Origin of the sequence: Acinetobacter sp. YH12094, assembly GCF_013419295.1 — a bacterium.
Classification (GTDB): domain Bacteria; phylum Pseudomonadota; class Gammaproteobacteria; order Pseudomonadales; family Moraxellaceae; genus Acinetobacter; species Acinetobacter amyesii.
The window spans coordinates 59,751-77,366 of the sequence record NZ_VPAK01000010.1 but is presented as its reverse complement, the minus strand read 5'-3'; the positions used below and the strand labels follow the sequence as shown (position 1 = coordinate 77,366).

The 17,616-nt window shown below is 42.8% G+C and carries 15 protein-coding genes; 9 read left to right on the top strand and 6 right to left on the bottom strand.

Going from position 1 to position 17,616, the window contains the following annotated elements; translation table 11 throughout:
* The first annotated feature begins 18 nt into the window (after positions 1-18).
* The gene (gene pdxH / locus FTU34_RS09470; protein ID WP_180035432.1) at positions 19-675 is read left to right on the top strand and encodes a pyridoxamine 5'-phosphate oxidase; all 657 of its coding nucleotides are present in this window, start codon (positions 19-21) and stop codon (positions 673-675) included.
* The gene (gene recJ, locus FTU34_RS09465) at positions 676-2,379 is read left to right on the top strand and encodes a single-stranded-DNA-specific exonuclease RecJ (protein ID WP_180035433.1); all 1,704 of its coding nucleotides are present in this window, start codon (positions 676-678) and stop codon (positions 2,377-2,379) included.
* A 70-nt stretch (positions 2,380-2,449) separates the two neighbouring features.
* Here the strand turns inward: recJ and FTU34_RS09460 are convergent, their stop codons facing one another.
* Positions 2,450-3,226, bottom strand: a complete 777-nt coding sequence (locus FTU34_RS09460) for a putative porin (RefSeq protein WP_180035434.1) — start codon at positions 3,224-3,226, stop codon at positions 2,450-2,452.
* Positions 3,227-3,551: 325 nt separating this feature from the next.
* On the bottom strand, positions 3,552-4,403 hold the full coding sequence (locus FTU34_RS09455) for a putative porin (RefSeq protein WP_180035435.1): 852 nt from the start codon (positions 4,401-4,403) through the stop codon (positions 3,552-3,554).
* 181 nt (positions 4,404-4,584) lie between these two features.
* Between FTU34_RS09455 and prfB the strand changes: the two genes are divergently transcribed.
* The 5 genes from prfB (at position 4,585) to FTU34_RS09430 (ending at position 9,566) form a co-directional block, all read left to right on the top strand.
* Positions 4,585-5,680 (top strand): peptide chain release factor 2 gene (gene prfB, locus FTU34_RS09450; protein WP_168379411.1). Its coding sequence is split into 2 segments (ribosomal slippage): positions 4,585-4,656 and positions 4,658-5,680, totalling 1,095 coding nucleotides; the frame shifts between segments, so codons are not numbered across the junction.
* Positions 5,681-5,834: 154 nt separating this feature from the next.
* Complete coding sequence (locus FTU34_RS09445; RefSeq protein WP_078190555.1) at positions 5,835-6,134, top strand: helix-turn-helix transcriptional regulator; 300 nt, start codon at positions 5,835-5,837, stop codon at positions 6,132-6,134.
* Between the two features lie 37 nt (positions 6,135-6,171).
* Complete coding sequence (locus FTU34_RS09440; RefSeq protein ID WP_180035436.1) at positions 6,172-7,260, top strand: alkene reductase; 1,089 nt, start codon at positions 6,172-6,174, stop codon at positions 7,258-7,260.
* Between the two features lie 87 nt (positions 7,261-7,347).
* Positions 7,348-8,628 carry a 3-deoxy-D-manno-octulosonic acid transferase gene (locus FTU34_RS09435; RefSeq protein ID WP_180035437.1) on the top strand — a complete coding sequence of 427 codons (1,281 nt, stop codon included), beginning with the start codon at positions 7,348-7,350 and terminating at the stop codon, positions 8,626-8,628.
* Positions 8,629-8,855: 227 nt separating this feature from the next.
* The gene (locus tag FTU34_RS09430) at positions 8,856-9,566 is read left to right on the top strand and encodes a 16S rRNA (uracil(1498)-N(3))-methyltransferase (protein WP_180035438.1); all 711 of its coding nucleotides are present in this window, start codon (positions 8,856-8,858) and stop codon (positions 9,564-9,566) included.
* Here the strand turns inward: FTU34_RS09430 and FTU34_RS09425 are convergent.
* Positions 9,552-10,523 carry a mechanosensitive ion channel family protein gene (locus tag FTU34_RS09425; protein ID WP_078193200.1) on the bottom strand — a complete coding sequence of 324 codons (972 nt, stop codon included), beginning with the start codon at positions 10,521-10,523 and terminating at the stop codon, positions 9,552-9,554. The two genes, FTU34_RS09430 and FTU34_RS09425, sit on opposite strands and share 15 nt — an antisense overlap.
* Before the next feature lie 123 nt (positions 10,524-10,646).
* Positions 10,647-11,225, bottom strand: coding sequence for a DUF805 domain-containing protein (locus FTU34_RS09420; protein ID WP_078193199.1), 579 nt, complete (start codon positions 11,223-11,225; stop codon positions 10,647-10,649).
* A 284-nt stretch (positions 11,226-11,509) separates the two neighbouring features.
* Here FTU34_RS09420 and acs point away from each other — a divergent pair, with 284 nt between their 5' ends.
* Positions 11,510-13,453: an acetate--CoA ligase gene (gene acs, locus FTU34_RS09415; RefSeq protein ID WP_180022761.1), complete on the top strand. Its 1,944-nt coding sequence runs from the start codon at positions 11,510-11,512 to the stop codon at positions 13,451-13,453.
* A gap of 305 nt (positions 13,454-13,758) precedes the next feature.
* Entirely contained in the window at positions 13,759-14,937 is a 1,179-nt protein-coding gene (locus FTU34_RS09410) for an acyl-CoA dehydrogenase family protein (RefSeq protein ID WP_180035439.1), read from the top strand.
* A gap of 71 nt (positions 14,938-15,008) precedes the next feature.
* Here FTU34_RS09410 and FTU34_RS09405 read toward each other — a convergent pair whose 3' ends face one another.
* Entirely contained in the window at positions 15,009-15,623 is a 615-nt protein-coding gene (locus FTU34_RS09405; RefSeq protein ID WP_180035440.1) for a riboflavin synthase subunit alpha, read from the bottom strand.
* A gap of 124 nt (positions 15,624-15,747) precedes the next feature.
* On the bottom strand, positions 15,748-17,166 hold the full coding sequence (locus FTU34_RS09400) for a deoxyribodipyrimidine photo-lyase (RefSeq protein ID WP_180035441.1): 1,419 nt from the start codon (positions 17,164-17,166) through the stop codon (positions 15,748-15,750).
* Positions 17,167-17,616: the final 450 nt, after the last annotated feature.

The following is a 17,616-nucleotide window of genomic DNA, read 5'->3' as shown; positions in this document are numbered from 1 at the left end:
ATCAAGAGGGGAAATTGCATGAATGATGTGATTAAGGACTTAAGTGAACTGCGTTTAACTTATCAAAAAGGTGAGTTGCATGAAGATCAGGTGAACCGTGATCCACATGAGCAGTTTTTATTATGGTTTAACCATGCCTTAGAAGCACAATTGCATGAACCCTATGCTATGTCTTTGGCTACGGCAAATGCCCAAGGTCGTCCGCACGTGCGGACGGTCTTGTTGCGCGGTGCGACCCATGCAGGTTATGACTTCTACACCAACTATGACAGTCAAAAAGGCAATGATCTGCTCGATAATCCTTATGCAGAATTATTGTTTTATTGGCAAGAGCAGGAACGTCAAATTCGGGTCAGTGGTCGTGTGGAAAAGATATCTCTCGAAGAATCGACAGATTATTACCATAAGCGACCGCGTGATAGCCAAATTGCAGCGCACATTAGCACCCCACAAAGTGGTGTTATTGCCAGCCGTGAAGAATTACAACAGCGATTCCAAAATTTGCATGATCAAGTGGAAAGCAAAGACGTTTTGGAGAAACCTGAGTTTTGGGGCGGCTATCGTTTAGTTCCGGATTATTATGAATTTTGGCAAGGCCGTCCGAATCGTTTACATGACCGCTTGAGTTATAAACTACAGGATGGTCAATGGGTTTTACAGCGACTGATGCCATAAATGTCTAAACTTTTAATTCAACAAAGACCCTATTTGACGCGCCCTGAAGATATTCAGGGCGTTGCCCCGTTTATTGCTGATTTATTGGCACGTCGCGGGGTTTCTTCCGCACAAGAGCTGGAATTGAAGCTTAAGCATTTACATGCCCCGAGCTTAAAAGGCATGCAGCAAGCCATAGAGTTGATCGACCAAGCCATTGATGCACAGAAAAAAATCGTCATTGTGGGCGACTATGATGCCGATGGTGCGACCAGTACTGCATTGATGGTCTTGGCACTGCGTGATATGGGCGCGGATGTTGAATATCTGGTTCCAGATCGTTTCAAATATGGTTATGGTCTGACACCTGCCATTGCCGATTTGGCCTTCGTGAGCTTTACTCCAGATGTGCTGATTACGGTCGATAATGGTATTTCGAGCCATGCTGGTGTAGCACAGGCACAGGCGCATGGTATGCAGGTGATCATTACCGATCATCACCTGACCACAAAGGAAACACCACAAGCAGAAGCGGTGGTAAATCCCAATCAGCTGGGATGTGAATTTCCAAGCAAAGCCTTGGCTGGCGTGGGTGTTGCATTTTATGTGTTGGCAAATTTGGCCAGTATGCGCAAAAAAAATGCTAAATCCACAGCCAACCTCAGCCAATATTTGGACTTGGTGGCCTTAGGTACTTATGCCGATGTTGCAAGTCTAGATCTGAATAATCGGATTTTGATCGATGCTGGTTTGAAGCGGATACAGCAAGGATTATGTCGTCCAGGAATCAGTGCATTATTGGATATCGCCGGCCGTGATCCTGCACAGTTAAAAGCACAGGACTTAGGCTTTGTAGTCGGCCCGCGACTCAATGCTGCTGGGCGTATGGAGACTATGGATATTGGGATTGAGTGTCTGATTGCGGCAGATTTAAGTACAGCTTATCCGATTGCGCAGCAGTTGAATCAACTCAATATTGAAAGACGCCAAGTCGAAGGGCAGATTAAACAGGAAGCTCTGGCTGAGTTAGAACATATTCAGCTTGATCAGGATAACTTACCTGCAGCCTTGATCATGTTTGAACAGCATTGGCATCAAGGGGTGATTGGGATTGTTGCAGGGCGTTTGAAAGAACAATTTCATAGACCTGCAATCGTCTTTGCCGCAGATGAGGATGGCGTACATATTAAAGGCTCTGCGCGTTCTATCGAAGGTATTCATATTCGAGACAGTATTGAGCGTATTGCTGAATTACATCCGCATTTGGTGAGTCATTTTGGTGGACATGCTGCTGCAGCAGGACTAACCATTCAAAAGCAGCATTTTTCTGAATTTAAAACCGCTTTTGAAGCACTCATCGCTGCGCAAGATGAAAATTTATTTCAGGCCACTATTTGGACAGATGGCGAATTGCCCGATTCGGCCATTAATGTCGAAACCGTCGATCTTTTGCAAAATTTAAGTCCATGGGGACAAAAATTCCCTGCACCGGTCTATGAAGGCCTATTTAAAGTTTTAGATTATCGTTGGTTGAAAGATGTGCATCTGAAATTAAAACTTGCTTTAGATAATGGCTTAATGGTGGACGCAATTGCATTTAATGCGGCAGAAAAATATGAATTTAATCCTATGCAAGATAAAATCCGCTTGGTCTACGAACTCGATAAAAATGAATTTAGAGGAAATGTCAGTGTTCAATTGAGAGTTCTACACTTGGCTCAATAAATTCTATTTTTACAGGCAAATAAAAAAACCGCTCAGAAGAGCGGTTTTTTATGGTTTTGACTTCAATGGATTAGAAGCGGTATTTCGCTGCTACACCAAATGAATTGTAGTCATTGTTGCCAACTTCACCGAAACCAACACGACCTTCAAGGCTTACTTGTTGGTTAAAGAATTTACGTGCATTGATCCCAACTTCGTTACGATCAGTGACATCGTTGTTGTAGTAGTCAGCACCAACACTGAATGTTTTGTCAATGAAGTAATCCGCTGCTAGATTGAATTCATCTAGATCACCGAATGCTGCACCCGCTTCAAGGTTGATGTCTTTACCATTGCTTAAAGTTGTTACGTATTTAGCACGTAAAGTTGGATCTACGCCGTCATCATCATCGTTATCCCAACCTTTCACACCAACTGCAACTAAGAAGCCTGGTGCTGGAAGATAACCGACTTCAGCGCCATAGGTTGTTAAGTCGTTGTCTAGGTCATCATTGTCTTTTAAGTCGTGACCGTTCACGTTACCACTTAAATAGAAATCTGAATTTGGTACGAAGTACTCAGCACCAACACCGTATTTGTGTGCTTCAGCGTCACCAATTTCATCATATTGATATTGTGCGCTTACGTTACTTGCGCGGTCTAAGAATGCAGCTTCTGCAAGAGGAGCGTTACGAGTTTGAACAGGGTTGAAGTAATAAGTACCGTTTACACCAAATTCACTGCCAGAGCTTCCATTATCTGGGTCGATGTAACCAGCTGAAGCGCCCACTTCTGCTTGATAAGCATGAGCTGTACCTGTAATAGCAAGTGCAGAAAGAAGTGCTGAAGCAATTGCGAGTTTTTTCATGGAAACTACCCCTCTAAATTGTTTGGCTAAATTTAATACATTTTTTGTTACAAGTTTTAGTCTAGAGAAATTTTAAAGATGGTCAATCGCTGCAAAGTTGTGGAACTGTGAATTCGGTAATTTTATGTAATTAAAATTATTTAAAATATTGAAAAGTATGTATTTATTTATAATGTTTTGTTTTATTAAAACTGTGTAGATATTATGAATTTGTAGATTATTTGGTCAACAACTGGACTTTTTTTAAAGTAAATATTACATCCAAAAGAAAAAAGCACCGCAAAATTGAGGTGCTTTTTTATACAAATTTCTAATTCAAACGAAATTAGAAACGGAAAGTTGCATTGATGTTGAACGCTTGAACGTCATCACCAAAACCAACATATCCACCAATCGCTAAGTTCGGGTTAAGGAAGTATTTTGAACGAACTAAGAAGTAATCAGTATCATCGGTACCATCATCGATGATGCTATACGCAGCGCCAACGCTAAATGCTTGGTCGAAGTAGTAGTCTGCACCAATCGTTGCAGAATCAACGTCGCCAAAAGCGCCATCTGCTTCAAGGTTGATGTATTGACCATTGTTCAAAGGCGCAACATATTTTGCTTTTACAGCAAAACGGTTGTCTTCGTCATCACCATCGCCAGTATAGCCATCAATCCCTGCAGCAAGTAATAGGTTAGAAACAGGTAGGTAACCTACTAAAGCTTTATATGTTGTGCGGTCAGCATCATCATCTGCACGAAGTGAAATTCCAGGGGCTTTAAATTCAGATTCGCCTTCCCATTTTTGATATCCGATTGAACCATTTAAGTAAAATTGTTCAACAAAATATTCTACGCCCACATTAAGCGTATGGTATTGGTCTTCGTCTTTTGCAGTGCCTAATATTGTATTATCAAGTAAAGCTGCATATTCATTGCTTTTCACAATATTGTAGCCATAACTAGCATAAACATTGCTGTTGTGACCAAGAAAAGCAGCTTCATTTAATGGCCCTTTACCAGTTTGTACTGAATCAAAGTACAAGGTGCCTTTTACATCAAATGCATGATCTGAATCTGTATAATCATCATCCCAATCCGTATAAGTATAGCCAGCGTCAATTTGGCCGTCATAAGCAAAAGTTGATGAAGTGATAACAGCTAATCCTAGTGCAAGTAATGTCTTTTTCATAAAACCCTCGAAACATTATTGTTTTAAAAAAAATGTAATAAATAGTAATGCGAGCGTATTGTTCATATTATGTGCATTGAAGTCAATGATTTGGATGATCAATCTGGCTGAAACTGTGCAAATGCTCTGTGATATAATAGGCGGCTATTTAAGCCAAATTTTTTGATTGAGAGTAATTCACGTGGAAATTAATCCGTATCTATTACAGCTAAAAGACTTAAACGACCGTGGTCAAACATTACGGGGGTATCTTTGACTACGATCTGAAAAAAGAGCGTTTAGAAGAGGTTCTACGTGAGCTGGAAGACCCAGCAATTTGGAATGATCAAAGCCGTGCGCAAGCAATGGCAAAAGAAAAAGGTGAACTCGAAAACGTCATTAACGTGCTCGAAGGGCTTTCAACTCAACTAGAAGATGCCCAAGCGATGCTCGATCTTGCGGTTGAAGCAGAAGAAGAAAGCTTACTTGTGGATGTGCAAGCAGAGTTAACTTCAGCGGAAGCAGAACTTGCGAAATTAGAATTCCGTCGTATGTTCAGTAATCCGATGGACCCGAACCCATGCTATGTCGAAATTCAAGCGGGTTCTGGTGGTACTGAAGCACAGGACTGGGCATCCATGTTACTGCGCATGTATCTACGTTGGATTGAACGTCATGGCTTTAAAGCAGAAGTGATGGAAGAGTCTGATGGTGATGTGGCAGGGATCAAGTCTGCAACGATCCGTGTAGAAGGTGAGTATGCATATGGTTGGTTACGTACAGAATCTGGCGTACACCGTTTAGTCCGTAAGTCACCTTTTGACTCGGGTAATCGTCGCCATACTTCATTCTCAGCGGTTTTTGTATCGCCTGAAATTGATGATAATATTGAAATTGAAATCAATCCTGCTGATGTTCGTACTGATACCTATCGTGCATCTGGTGCGGGTGGTCAGCACATTAACAAAACAGACTCTGCGGTACGTTTAACTCACGCTCCAACAGGGATTGTGGTGGCATGCCAGAACCAACGTTCACAGCACGCCAACCGTGACCATGCATGGAAACAGTTACGTGCAAAATTGTACGAACTTGAGATGCAAAAACGTAATGATGCGGCACAAGCGTTGGAAGACACCAAGTCCGATATCGGTTGGGGCAGCCAAATTCGTTCATACGTTTTAGATGACTCGCGTATTAAAGACTTACGTACCAGTGTGGAAAGTTCAAACACTGGTGCAGTGCTTGATGGCGATTTAGATAAGTTTATTGAAGCCAGCCTCAAACAAGGTTTGTAATTTAAATTTATATAGAAAACAAAGTTCTATCTGTTTTTGATTTTTATATCTATAAAAATCGATATAAAAATCGAAAAAATACGATATAGTGTATTCAAGATGCTGAATAGAACTTTGTTGTCCAAATTTTTATTTAATTAAACCCGTTTAAATTATGGATATTGATTTAATTTTTAAAGCACTTGCCAATCCGACTCGACGTCAAATCTTGGAATGGTTGAAAACACCAGAACAGTTTTTGTCAGAAGAACAATGTGGCGGCTTTAATCGTGGTGTATGCGCTGGCAATATCGAAAAACTCGGTAATGTTTCGCAGTCTACGATGTCTAATCATTTGTCTGTGTTACAACAGGCGGGCTTAATTCAAGCCGAGAAATATGGTCAATGGTCGTATTTTTCGCGCAATGAAGAACTCATTCAGCAATATATTGATTATCTGCAGAACTCACTTTAAATCATTTTTCGCATTTGAAGTGTCAGGCGAGACATATATGGCTGAACTTAATACTCCTCTCATTTTGGGTGATTTACACCTCAAAAATCGCGTTGTAATGGCGCCACTAACCCGTAGTCGTGCAACCATTGACCGTGTTCCAACGCCGATGATGGCTGAATATTATGCACAGCGTGCAAGTGCTGGATTAATCATTTCAGAAGCAACAGTCATTTCAGAAGCAGCTAATGGCTATTTGCAGACGCCGGGTTTATTTACCGATGCTCAAGTTCAGGGCTGGAAATTGGTGACCCAAGCCGTACATGAACAGCAAGGTTTAATTGTGGCACAATTGTGGCATGTCGGACGTGTCTCACATCCCGATCTTTTGAATGGTGATACACCAGTTTCTGCCAGTGCGGTACAACAGGCGGGTTATGTCAGTCTGCTTCGCCCAAAACGTGAATATGTCGTGCCACGTCCATTAGAGATTGCAGAAATCAAAAGCATTGTAGAACAATACAAACAGTCTGCGATCAAAGCCAAAGAAGCGGGGTTTGATGGTGTGGAATTGCATGCGGCCAATGGTTATTTGATCGATCAATTCCTACAAAGCAAAACCAACCTACGTGAAGATGAGTATGGTGGTTCTGTCGAAAACCGCGCACGTTTATTGCTTGAAGTGGTGGATGCGCTGATTGAAGTGTGGGGGGCAGGTCGTGTAGGTGTGCATCTTGCGCCGCGTGGTGATGAACACGACATGGGCGATCATGATCCACGTGAAACCTTTGGCTATGCTTTAGAGCAGTTGGGGCAGAGGAAGATTGCATTTTTCTTTACCCGTGAATATCTGGCGGATGACAGTATTAGTAATTATCTGAAACAGCGCTCAAATGGTGTGCCATATATTGCCAATATGCGTTTAAGCCGTGAAGATGCTGTAGATTTATTGGCCTCAGGTAAAGCCGATGCGGTGTCTTTTGGTAAAGCCTATATTGCCAATCCAGATTTGTTTGAACGTTTGCTGGCGAATGCTGCACTGAATGAATTGCAGTTGGAAAATATGATTGGAACAGATGTTGCCGAAGGCTATATTGATTATCCAAGCATGAAAAATAAATTTGGTTCAGGTCGTTCAACCTATTAATCGACACTTGAATACGCATTATCCATTAACATGTGGATAATGCTCTGATATATTCTGCCGATTCAAACCGTTTTTGAGCGTAATAATTTGACTACTCCTTTTTGGTATAACGCAGCTTTGGCGCTGATTAAGCCGCTATATCAATGGCGCATCAAAAAACGTGCTGAAGATTTCCAACTATATCAGCAAGAGTGTCTTGAGCGCTTTGGGCCATTTCAGCCGGTTAAAAACCGCAATGCAATTTGGTTTCATGTGGTTTCCGTAGGAGAAACCAACGCTGCACAGCCGCTGATTGAACATTATCTCAAAGCAGGTCATCCGGTCTTAGTCACCAATACCACCAAAACCGGACAAGCGCGTGCGAAACAATTATTTTTAAAAGCACCGTATGAATCACTGTTTCAGGCCGTGTATTTGCCGGCAGATCAAAAAAAATTAGTCCGTCGTTTTATCGAAAAATATCAACCGAAAATGTTGGCTCTGGTCGAAACTGAACTCTGGCCAAATTTGATGATTGAAGCCGATCAGGCCAACGTTCCGTGTTTATTGATTAATGCCAGATTATCTGAAAAATCGGCGAAGGGTTATGGCAAAGTCCCGAGTTTGACGCAGCCGATGCTAAAGAGTTTAAAACAATTATTGGCGCAAGATCAGGCAACTTTAACGCGATTTATTGGGTTGGGTGCAAACCCGCATACCAGTCAGGTCGTCGGTAGTATCAAGTTTGATATTCATGCGCCTGATAGCTTTGTGCAACAAGCAGCGCAGTTGCGTCAAGATTGGGCTTTGCAAGATCGTAAAATCATCACCATTGCCAGTACGCATGCGCCCGAGGAACAAAAACTACTCGCAGCGCTGCAGCCGATTTTGCAACAACAGCCTGAGCTGTTATGTATCGTCGTACCACGGCATCCTGAACGCTTTGATGAAGTTTTTGTAGAAGCGCAGAAACTGAATTTACGTACACAGCGCCGCAGTTTAAAGCAAACGATTCAGCCTGAAACGCAAGTGTATTTGGCAGATAGTATGGGTGAATTATGGCTTTGGCTGGCACTGAGTCAGGCGTGCTTTGTCGGCGGGTCTTTAAATGAACCTGGTGGTGGACATAATATTTTGGAGCCTATCGCGCTGCATGTCCCGACAGTATTAGGTCAGCATTATTTTAACTTCCAAACCATTGTGGATGAGTTTGTAGCGGCCCATGCGGTTGTGGTTGTGCAGGATTTTGAGCAGGCGGCCAGTGCATTGGTTGACATCATTCAAAATACTGCGAAAGCTCAGGCTTTAAATGATGCAGCTCAGCTGATTATGCAAAAGAATACCGGGTCGCTGCAAAAGCATATTCAGGTGATTGATCAGTACCTTTAAGTTTTAATTTTGCGATACATTAATTTTTATTAGGCAAGTTTTATCACGGCCTTATTTTATGGTGATCGTTGAACATCCTATTCGTAGGCATAATCTACTTTTAAAGGATTAAAATTAGCAAAAATCCTCTGTACGCTGAAGGTACTTCCTGTACCTCAGCGCACAGGCGACATCCATGTCGCCTGTCCTCAATGACATATGCTTTGCGTGAATTGATATGGTTATTTATGAACATCGTCTTGCTTGATCCTCGTCAAACTGAATCTGAACTTTGGAGTATTAGCGCCAAACGTCAAATTGAGCATTTAAAAAACCATGTGAATATACAGGTGGGCGATACACTCAAAGTCGGTATTCGGGAAGGAAAACGCTATTTAACCCAAATCGTCAGTATCAGTGATGAGCGCATTCAACTTAAACCCTTACAAGAAGAAGAAGTACCTCCAAAGCATCCGGTGACTTTAATTGTGGCAATGCCTCGTCCGAAAGTGTTGCGCCGTCTGATCATGGATGCCGTCACCTTAGGTGTAGAAAAAATCATTTTGCTGCACAGTTATCGCGTGGATAAAAGCTATTGGCAGACACCATTTTTACAGCAGCTCGATCACTATGTGACATTGGGTTTGGAGCAGGCAGGTGACACCATTGCGCCCAAAATTGAACTGTATAAACGCTTTAAACCCTTTGTGGAGGATGTTTTACCGAGCATGATCTCCTCGGACTATCCGGCTTATGTGGCGCATCCTTATGTCGAAGATGTGATGCCTGCAGGGATTCAACATGGATGTACGATCATCATTGGACCTGAAGGTGGATTTATCCCTTATGAGGTGGATTTACTCATAAAAAACGGCTGCCAAGCAGTCAGCTTAGGCAACCGAATTATCCGTACAGAAACTGTGATTCCGTACGTTTTAGGGCGATTATTTAGCTGTTGAAGCTTCTGTCTCAGCTTGATCACCACGGTAAACTTTCACTTCCTGTACAGGGTACGGAATTGAAATACCATTTTGATTAAATGCTTGGATAACGTGTTCTTGCACTTCACTAATTGAGTTCGCAGTGGTGGTTTCTGTGGTATCTACCCACCAACGTACATTCAGATTGACTGAGAAATCAGCCAAAGCATTTACGTTTACGGTAAACGCAGGTTGGCTCAAGATGGTTGGGTCTTTGTCCAAAATAGCCAAAACAATATTTTTAGCTTTTTGAATGTCATCTTCATAACCAATACCCACCACAAATTCACAACGACGACGTTGATAAGCGGTATTCACCGTTACCGCACTGGTGTAAACCGTCGCGTTTGGAATCACGATACGACGACCATCTGGAGAACGTAGGAAGGTTGCACGGATCTGAATATCTTCAACCGTACCTTCCATGCCTGACACAATAATGTCATCACCGATTTTGAACGGTTCACCGAGGAGAATCAAAATACCCGACAGTAAGTTCTGGAAAATATCTTTAAACGCGAAACCGATTGCGACCGAACCAATCCCTAATGCACTCATGAGCTGACCCGGTGTGAAACCTGGGATCGCAATGACCATTGCAATTAGGAAACCGAAGAACATAATGGCTGAGCTACCCACACGGTTCAGGACCAAAACTAGATTTTGTTTTGAGTAAGAACGGTCAGTGAGCGCTTTACGAACAAAGAATCTAAAGAGTTTAGACAGTAGATAGAAGATCGTAAAAACAATTAATGCGATACAAATATATGGCAGGCGTTCCCAAAATCCATCGACAAATTTATCGATCGTTGAGTATGCGTCATTATATTTAGAGGTATGTTCCAGCACGGTTTGTGCGGTTTTTTCTGTTGCCTCTTGCAAAAGTTGAGTCGTGCCTTGAGTGACATCACTCAAGGCATTTTCTTTTTCAGCCACGAGTTTTCCAAATGTTCCGGTTTTTCGCTATTTTGCCTGAAATTAGTGGCGAAAATAACCCTCATTTACAGGCTTGTGAACAGATGTATCAAAATTCAGACAGGCTCAGATTCGGTCAGTGGCTTAGAAATATTCAGTGCCTTGTTGAATGATTTCTGTCGGCGATTCAATTTCACCGCTACCCATCATATACGAGGTGATGCTACCTGTAGCCAAGAGCGACAACACACTGATTAAAATCATCAACCATGCCAGAATTTTTTCCCAAACGGCAGCAGGGCGTGGCGCGCCGTATTGATTTACGGTCGGTGTGCCTGAGGCCAATAATAAATACAGGATAAAGAACAAATTGATCACGGGGATAAATAAAAGCAGTAGCAACCAACCGGCTTTATTGAGGTCATGCAGTCGACGGACGACAAAGACACAATAGAAATAGATATAGAGAATAATAATTGCCAAATAGGCGAGGCCAGATACCCCGGTGAATATGCCAACAAATTGCTCATTTAACGCCATGGTATTGATGTTAAAAATACCTACGGCAAGGCTTAAAGCGATTATGGCAAAAAAGCTGATGATATTGAGAAAGCCATACCAACCAATCATGCTCAGTCGACCAAAACGTCCATCAGGTTTCAGGGGATTATCCGATGTAGTGGTCGTCTGACGGGAAAAGAAAGAAGAGTCATTGGTGTTCATGATCGGATCAACTCAACGTATATGAAAGAATAAAAAAGCGGAGTGCTGAGTAAAATTACCTTTGCAGTATAGGTTTAATTGAACTGGTCAGATACTGAATTAAAACATGTTTTTGTTGAAATTTTGCTTATAGATGTGCTTTAAATGGGAAAGAATAATACGACCAAAGCATGATTGCTGCGATTAAAAATTAATCGTCATACTGCTGTGATGCAGGAATTATAAAAGTAGAAATGTGGCATGGCATCTCGTGATGAGATGAATCAGATCAAGGAAAATACAATATGAAAGAGATCTATCCAGTACCTGAAAGTTTCAAAAAAACCGCACGCATCAACGAGTCGGAGTACTTTGAGCGTTATCAAAAATCGATTGAACAACCAGATGAGTTTTGGGCGGAGCAAGCGCAAAAGATCGATTGGATCAAACCGTTTACCCAAGTTAAAAATACAAATTTTAAGCAAGATGATTTTAAGATCGAGTGGTTTGCTGATGGTGAACTGAATGTCAGTGCCAACTGTCTCGATCGACATTTAAAAGAACATCCACATAAACCGGCCATTATTTGGGAAGGTGATCATCCTTCACGGCATAAAATCATTTCTTTTGAAGAACTGCATGATGAAACTTGCCGTTTTGCCAATGTGCTGAAAAAACATGGCGTGGGCAAAGGCGACCGTGTGGTGCTGTATATGCCAATGGTGCCAGAAGCGGCAATTGCGATGTTGGCCTGTACCCGAATTGGAGCAGTACACTGCGTAGTTTTTGGCGGGTTCTCACCAGACTCATTGGCAAGTCGTATCGATGACAGTCAGGCGAAAGTCGTGATTACTGCGGATTGTGGGATGCGTGGTGGTAAGCCCATTCCACTCAAAGAAAATGTCGATCTTGCACTCGACATTGAAGGCACATCTTCGGTTCAAAATGTCATTGTGGTGCACCGTACAGGTAACCCGATCGAAATGAAAGCGGATCGTGACCTGTGGTATCACATGGAAATCATGTCGGTCAATGATATTTGTCCACCTGAACCTATGAATGCCGAGGACCCGCTATTTATTTTGTATACATCAGGTTCGACAGGAAAACCGAAAGGTGTATTGCATACCACGGGAGGCTATTTAACCTATGTGAATTGTACTTTCCGTGAAGTTTTTGACTTAAAACAAGATGATGTGTTTTGGTGTACTGCCGATGTTGGTTGGATTACGGGACATTCTTATGTGTTGTATGGGCCATTGTCGAATGGCACCACGACCGTGATGTTTGAAGGGGTGCCGCAATATCCAAGTTGGGCACGTACGGGACATATTGTTGATAAACACAACGTCACTATTTTATATACGGCACCGACTGCAATTCGCGCCATGATGCGAGAAGGGGATGCCTTTGTCCGAGAAAGTGACCGCAGTAGTCTGCGTTTACTAGGTTCGGTGGGTGAACCGATTAACCCAGAGGCATGGAATTGGTACTACACCGTGGTAGGTGAAAGCCGCTGCCCAGTGGTGGATACATGGTGGCAAACAGAGACGGGTGGTTTCATGATTACGCCATTGCCGGGAGCAACCGATTTAAAACCGGGTTCGGCGACGCGCCCATTCTTTGGTGTTCAACCTGCGATTGTCGATGCTGAAGGCAATGAGCTTGAAGGTGCCGTAGAAGGCAATTTGGTGATTAAGGATTCTTGGCCGGGACAAATGCGAACCATTTGGGGTGATCCTGAGCGCTTTATTGAAGCCTATTTCTCCACTTATCCGGGGACGTATTTTACAGGTGATGGCGCACGTCGTGACGAGTCTGGCTATTATTGGATTACGGGTCGTGTGGATGACGTCTTGAACGTTTCAGGGCATCGATTGGGAACGGCTGAAATTGAAAGTGCGCTGGTTGCACATGATGCTGTGGCAGAGTCTGCTGTGGTGGGGATGCCACATGATATTAAAGGACAAGGGATTTGCGCCTTTGTGACCTTACAAGCAGGGACAGCAGAGACGGATGAGTTACGTCAGGAACTGGTGGCTTGGGTACGCAAAGTCCTTGGACCAGTGGCAACGCCAGATGCATTGCATTGGGCGCCGGCCTTACCGAAAACCCGTTCTGGTAAAATCATGCGCCGTATTTTAAGAAAAATTGCGGCCAATGAGTTGGACTCTTTAGGTGATACCTCGACCTTGGCAGAACCTCAAGTGGTTGAACATTTGATTGCTACGGTTTATCCGAAGTCATAAGAACAATTTGAGCGTCAGTGATCACGTTCTGATGAAAGTTCACTATGGCTTATATGAAGGATTATTAAAGCAATAATGAACGTCCTTTCTCCTATAAAAGTTGATTAGGATGAAGGGACGTTCATGATGCATTTTATCCATCCTAAATACGACGTATAAAATGATCAAATTATAAGTCGCCTGAATCTTGGTGACTTAGATTTCATGAGATATAGATTTTACAGATATAGACTGCAGGCATTGAGATAAGCTGAATGCCTCTACTTTGTTAAGCTAAAACGGTAACAGAATAATCAGACAGACATATGAATGCTTCAACTCCATTGACTCAAGATCCGATCGATATTGCCCAAAAACTGGCGACAGAATTTGCCACGACGGCTGCTCAGCGTGATAAGCAGGGGGGAAATCCCAAAGCTGAACGTGATTTGATTCGTCAAAGTGGTTTGCTTGCACTTTCCATTGGAAAACAATACGGTGGACAGGGTGCAGATTGGCTGACGATTTTTAAAACCATTCAAACCATTGCTCAAGTAGATAGCTCATTGGCGCATGTTTATGGTTTCCATCATTTATTGATTGCAACGGTACAGTTGTTCGCGCAGCCAGAGCAATATGGCCCGTGGTTTGAACAGACTGCACGTGAGCATTTATTTTGGGGCAACACCCTAAACCCTTTAGACCGCCGTACTACAGCGACGCAACTGTCTGAACATGAATATGTGTTTCATGGCGATAAAAGTTTTTGTTCGGGTTCCATGGATTCAGACATTTTGCTGTGTTCTGGCTTCAATGAAGATGGAAAATTATTGATCGGGGTGATTCCTACAGCACGTGAAGGCGTCAGTTTTCTCGGCGATTGGGACAATATGGGACAACGTCAAACCGACAGTGGAAGTAGCCATTTTGAACAAGTTAAAATTTCTAAAGATGAATTACTACTGAACCCGGGGCCTTTGAGTACACCGTATTCGAGTTTACGCCCTTTGATTGCACAGTTGATCTTTGTGCATATGTTCTTGGGGGTAGCCGAAGGGGCATTTGAAACAGCAAAACAGACGGTACAAAGCCAAAAAGCATGGTCAAAATCATTGGTTGAAAATGCTGTGAATGACCCATTTATTCAAAAGCATTTTGCTGAGTTTTATGTGCAATTAGAAAGTGTACGTTTATTGGCAGATAAAGCGGTTCAGCGTTTGCAATGGGCTTGGGAGATTGGTGAAGCTTTGACGGCGGAACAACGTGGAGAAGTCTCTATTGCGATTGCAACAGCCAAAATCGCAGCCACCAATAGCTCGCTATACATTACGCAAAATATTTTCCAAGTGATGGGCGCACGTGCCACAACTGCCAAACTAAATTTAGATCGCTTCTGGCGCAATGTACGTACCCAAACCTTACACGATCCGATTGATTATAAATATCAGGAGGTCGGTGAATGGGTGCTCACAGCCAAAGTGCCAGATCCAAGTTTTTATTCTTAAACGTATATTGCAAATGAGCCAATAAAAAGCCTCCGTTTTGGAGGCTTTTTTGCAATGTGCTGTCAGTCGATTTAACGCTGATGAATATTTTCTAAGGTATCGACTAAGGTTCGCGTTGTTTGATCAATTTCATAATTCACGGCATCACCGACTTGGACATCTTTCCATGTAGTGAGGCGCAGTGTTTCAGGAATAAGATCGATTGAAATTTCACTGCTGGCACGATCAACACGGTTCACAGTCAAACTACAACCATTGAGCCCAATAAAACCTTTGAGAAAAAAATATTTAATATTGCCTGCCGGAATGTGAATATCGAGATGAAAGGTTTCCCCGCGATGCTCTAAGTTTTTGATCGTGGCTGTGCCTTCGATATGACCATATAGATTGTGACCACCATTTTCTGCTCCAACTTTGGCTGAGCGTTCGACATTGACCTCATCACCGGCCTTGAGTGCTTTTAACGTGGTGAGTTGATTGGTCAAATCAGAGACATCAAAATGCACTTGGTTGGCTGCCAAATCAATATGTGTAGCCGTTAAACATACGCCATTAATCGCCACACTTGCCCCGATAAAGACATCATGAAAAAAATTTTGATGATTTGAAATCACTAAGGTTGTGAAGCCATTGCCTTGACGAATGTCTAAGACTTTTTCTAAACCTTGCACGATGCCTGTATACATGGGAGCGTCTCTAAAATGATTTGCGTTTTCTGTATTGTAGGGACAAAACGAACGCTCGGCTATGCTTTACAGTGACCATTTCAGTACAGTGTTTTGATCTCTAACAGTTCGATCTTGGCAATATCTACAATGCTCGGAATGTTTCAATTGCCGCTAGGCGAGACTGCTTTAAATCAACGATCGGCTGAGGGTAGTTCAATTCCAGTTGAGGATTTTTGGCAAAGGGTTGGTGAATTTGTTTGGCATCCAAATCTGCCAGTTCAGGTAGCCATTGACGTAAATAATCCCCGTTCGGATCAAATTTCTGAGATTGGCTGATCGGGTTAAAAATTCGAAAATAAGGTACAGCATCTGTACCCGTCGAGGCGCACCATTGCCAACCGCCATTATTGGCCGCTAAGTCGCCATCGACAAGGTGCTGCATAAACCATTGCTCCCCCAACCGCCAATCGATCAGTAGATTCTTACTAAGGAACATGGCACAAATCATCCGCACCCGATTATGCATCCAACCCGTAGCCAGTAGTTGACGCATCCCTGCATCGACGATCGGAATGCCCGTCTGGCCGTATTGCCACGCAGCAAAGTCTTGTGGTGCATGGCGCCATTTTATTTTTAAGGTTTTGGTTTGAAACGGCTGGTGCTGAGAAACTTGCGGGTAGTCAAATAAAATGTGCTGGTAAAATTCACGCCAAAGCAGCTCATCGAGCCAAGTTTGTTGTCCTCTGTGGTCGATCTGGAAATAGCCGCCTTGTTCACGAAACAGGGCTTGCAGACATTGGCGAATAGACAAGATGCCCAAGTTTAAATACATACCAATTCGACTGGTTCCATTGAGCGCAGGAAAGTCCCGATCATCAGCATAACGATGCAGATGTTGTTCAATAAATTCATCTAAGCACTGTATTGCGTGATCTTCTCCAATCGGCCAAAGCTCGATTTGAGCAGCTAACAGCCCTGCGGGATAAAAAGGACGTAAATCAAATTGATTTTGCCACAGCGGATGCGGTTCGAGAGCCGCTTGGGCTTCAATAGTGGGATAACAAGTAGGCAGACTGATGCTCAATTTTTCGTAGCAATTTTTCTTAAATGCACCGAAAACTTGATAAGGATGTCCAGATTGATTGCGAATACTGCCAACAGGAAACAGGGTGCGGTCATGGTACAGCTCAACAGAGATGTGCTGCTGTTCTAATAACTGTTGTACTTCGCGGTCTCGTTTAAGTTCATTCACACCATGTTCAATATGTGCATGAACAGTGTGTATATTGAGCTGAGTACATAGGGTTAATAGCTCAGTGGCGATGTCTGACCAATGGGGAATATTCTGAATAATCAGTGGAATATTTAGCTCAGCCAATTGCTGTCGCAAAAGTTCCAGTTGGGCAAGATAGCGATGGATTTTAATGGGGGCATCGTCATGCCTTGCCCATTGTTCAGGAGAAAGCGCAATAAAGGCAATCGTTGGACCAGACTGTGTCGCCTGCCACAGTGCGCTATGGTCATGTCGTCTTAAATCTTGTCGAAACCAAACCAGTTGCATATTTATTGCCTCGTTTTTGTTGGAAATAACACCAGAATTACGGGGGTATCTATTGGTAATGAAATTATCTAAAAAATAGATTTCTATAAAAAAACCATATAATATCTATGGTTTAACTTAACCGATTGCGCACAATCCTATCAGCTTAAGCGTACAAGTAACGAAGTTTTTAGACGCTATGCGCACTTTTAAATTTTACCTAAGATGAACTCATACAGGAACAGGACGTTCCGGAACATAAAACAATAACAAAGTGTTCACCATCAGGACTGTGAAGCAAGACAGGAGTCATGCTTAAGTATCCATATAGAAAAAGCCCGACAGGATGTCGGGCTTTTTCTTTGTCTACAGGTCAGCTCATTTTTCTAGAATCAGAGCATGTCTTTAAATGGTACTCGAGATAAAAAATCCCCTAAGCCGAGCCTTAGGGGAGGAAAGTGAAGTGAGCCG

What these genes read in the sequence shown, in the direction of transcription:
- FTU34_RS09405 (WP_180035440.1), bottom strand. Translation starts at nt 15,623, where the DNA reads ATGTATACAGGCATCGTGCAAGGTTTAGAAAAAGTCTTAGACATTCGT.
- FTU34_RS09400 (WP_180035441.1), bottom strand. Translation starts at nt 17,166, where the DNA reads ATGCAACTGGTTTGGTTTCGACAAGATTTAAGACGACATGACCATAGC.
- FTU34_RS09420 (WP_078193199.1), bottom strand. Translation starts at nt 11,225, where the DNA reads ATGAACACCAATGACTCTTCTTTCTTTTCCCGTCAGACGACCACTACA.
- FTU34_RS09445 (WP_078190555.1), top strand. Translation starts at nt 5,835, where the DNA reads ATGGATATTGATTTAATTTTTAAAGCACTTGCCAATCCGACTCGACGT.
- acs (WP_180022761.1), top strand. Translation starts at nt 11,510, where the DNA reads ATGAAAGAGATCTATCCAGTACCTGAAAGTTTCAAAAAAACCGCACGC.
- FTU34_RS09430 (WP_180035438.1), top strand. Translation starts at nt 8,856, where the DNA reads ATGAACATCGTCTTGCTTGATCCTCGTCAAACTGAATCTGAACTTTGG.
- pdxH (WP_180035432.1), top strand. Translation starts at nt 19, where the DNA reads ATGAATGATGTGATTAAGGACTTAAGTGAACTGCGTTTAACTTATCAA.
- FTU34_RS09410 (WP_180035439.1), top strand. Translation starts at nt 13,759, where the DNA reads ATGAATGCTTCAACTCCATTGACTCAAGATCCGATCGATATTGCCCAA.
- FTU34_RS09440 (WP_180035436.1), top strand. Translation starts at nt 6,172, where the DNA reads ATGGCTGAACTTAATACTCCTCTCATTTTGGGTGATTTACACCTCAAA.
- FTU34_RS09455 (WP_180035435.1), bottom strand. Translation starts at nt 4,403, where the DNA reads ATGAAAAAGACATTACTTGCACTAGGATTAGCTGTTATCACTTCATCA.
- FTU34_RS09460 (WP_180035434.1), bottom strand. Translation starts at nt 3,226, where the DNA reads ATGAAAAAACTCGCAATTGCTTCAGCACTTCTTTCTGCACTTGCTATT.
- recJ (WP_180035433.1), top strand. Translation starts at nt 676, where the DNA reads ATGTCTAAACTTTTAATTCAACAAAGACCCTATTTGACGCGCCCTGAA.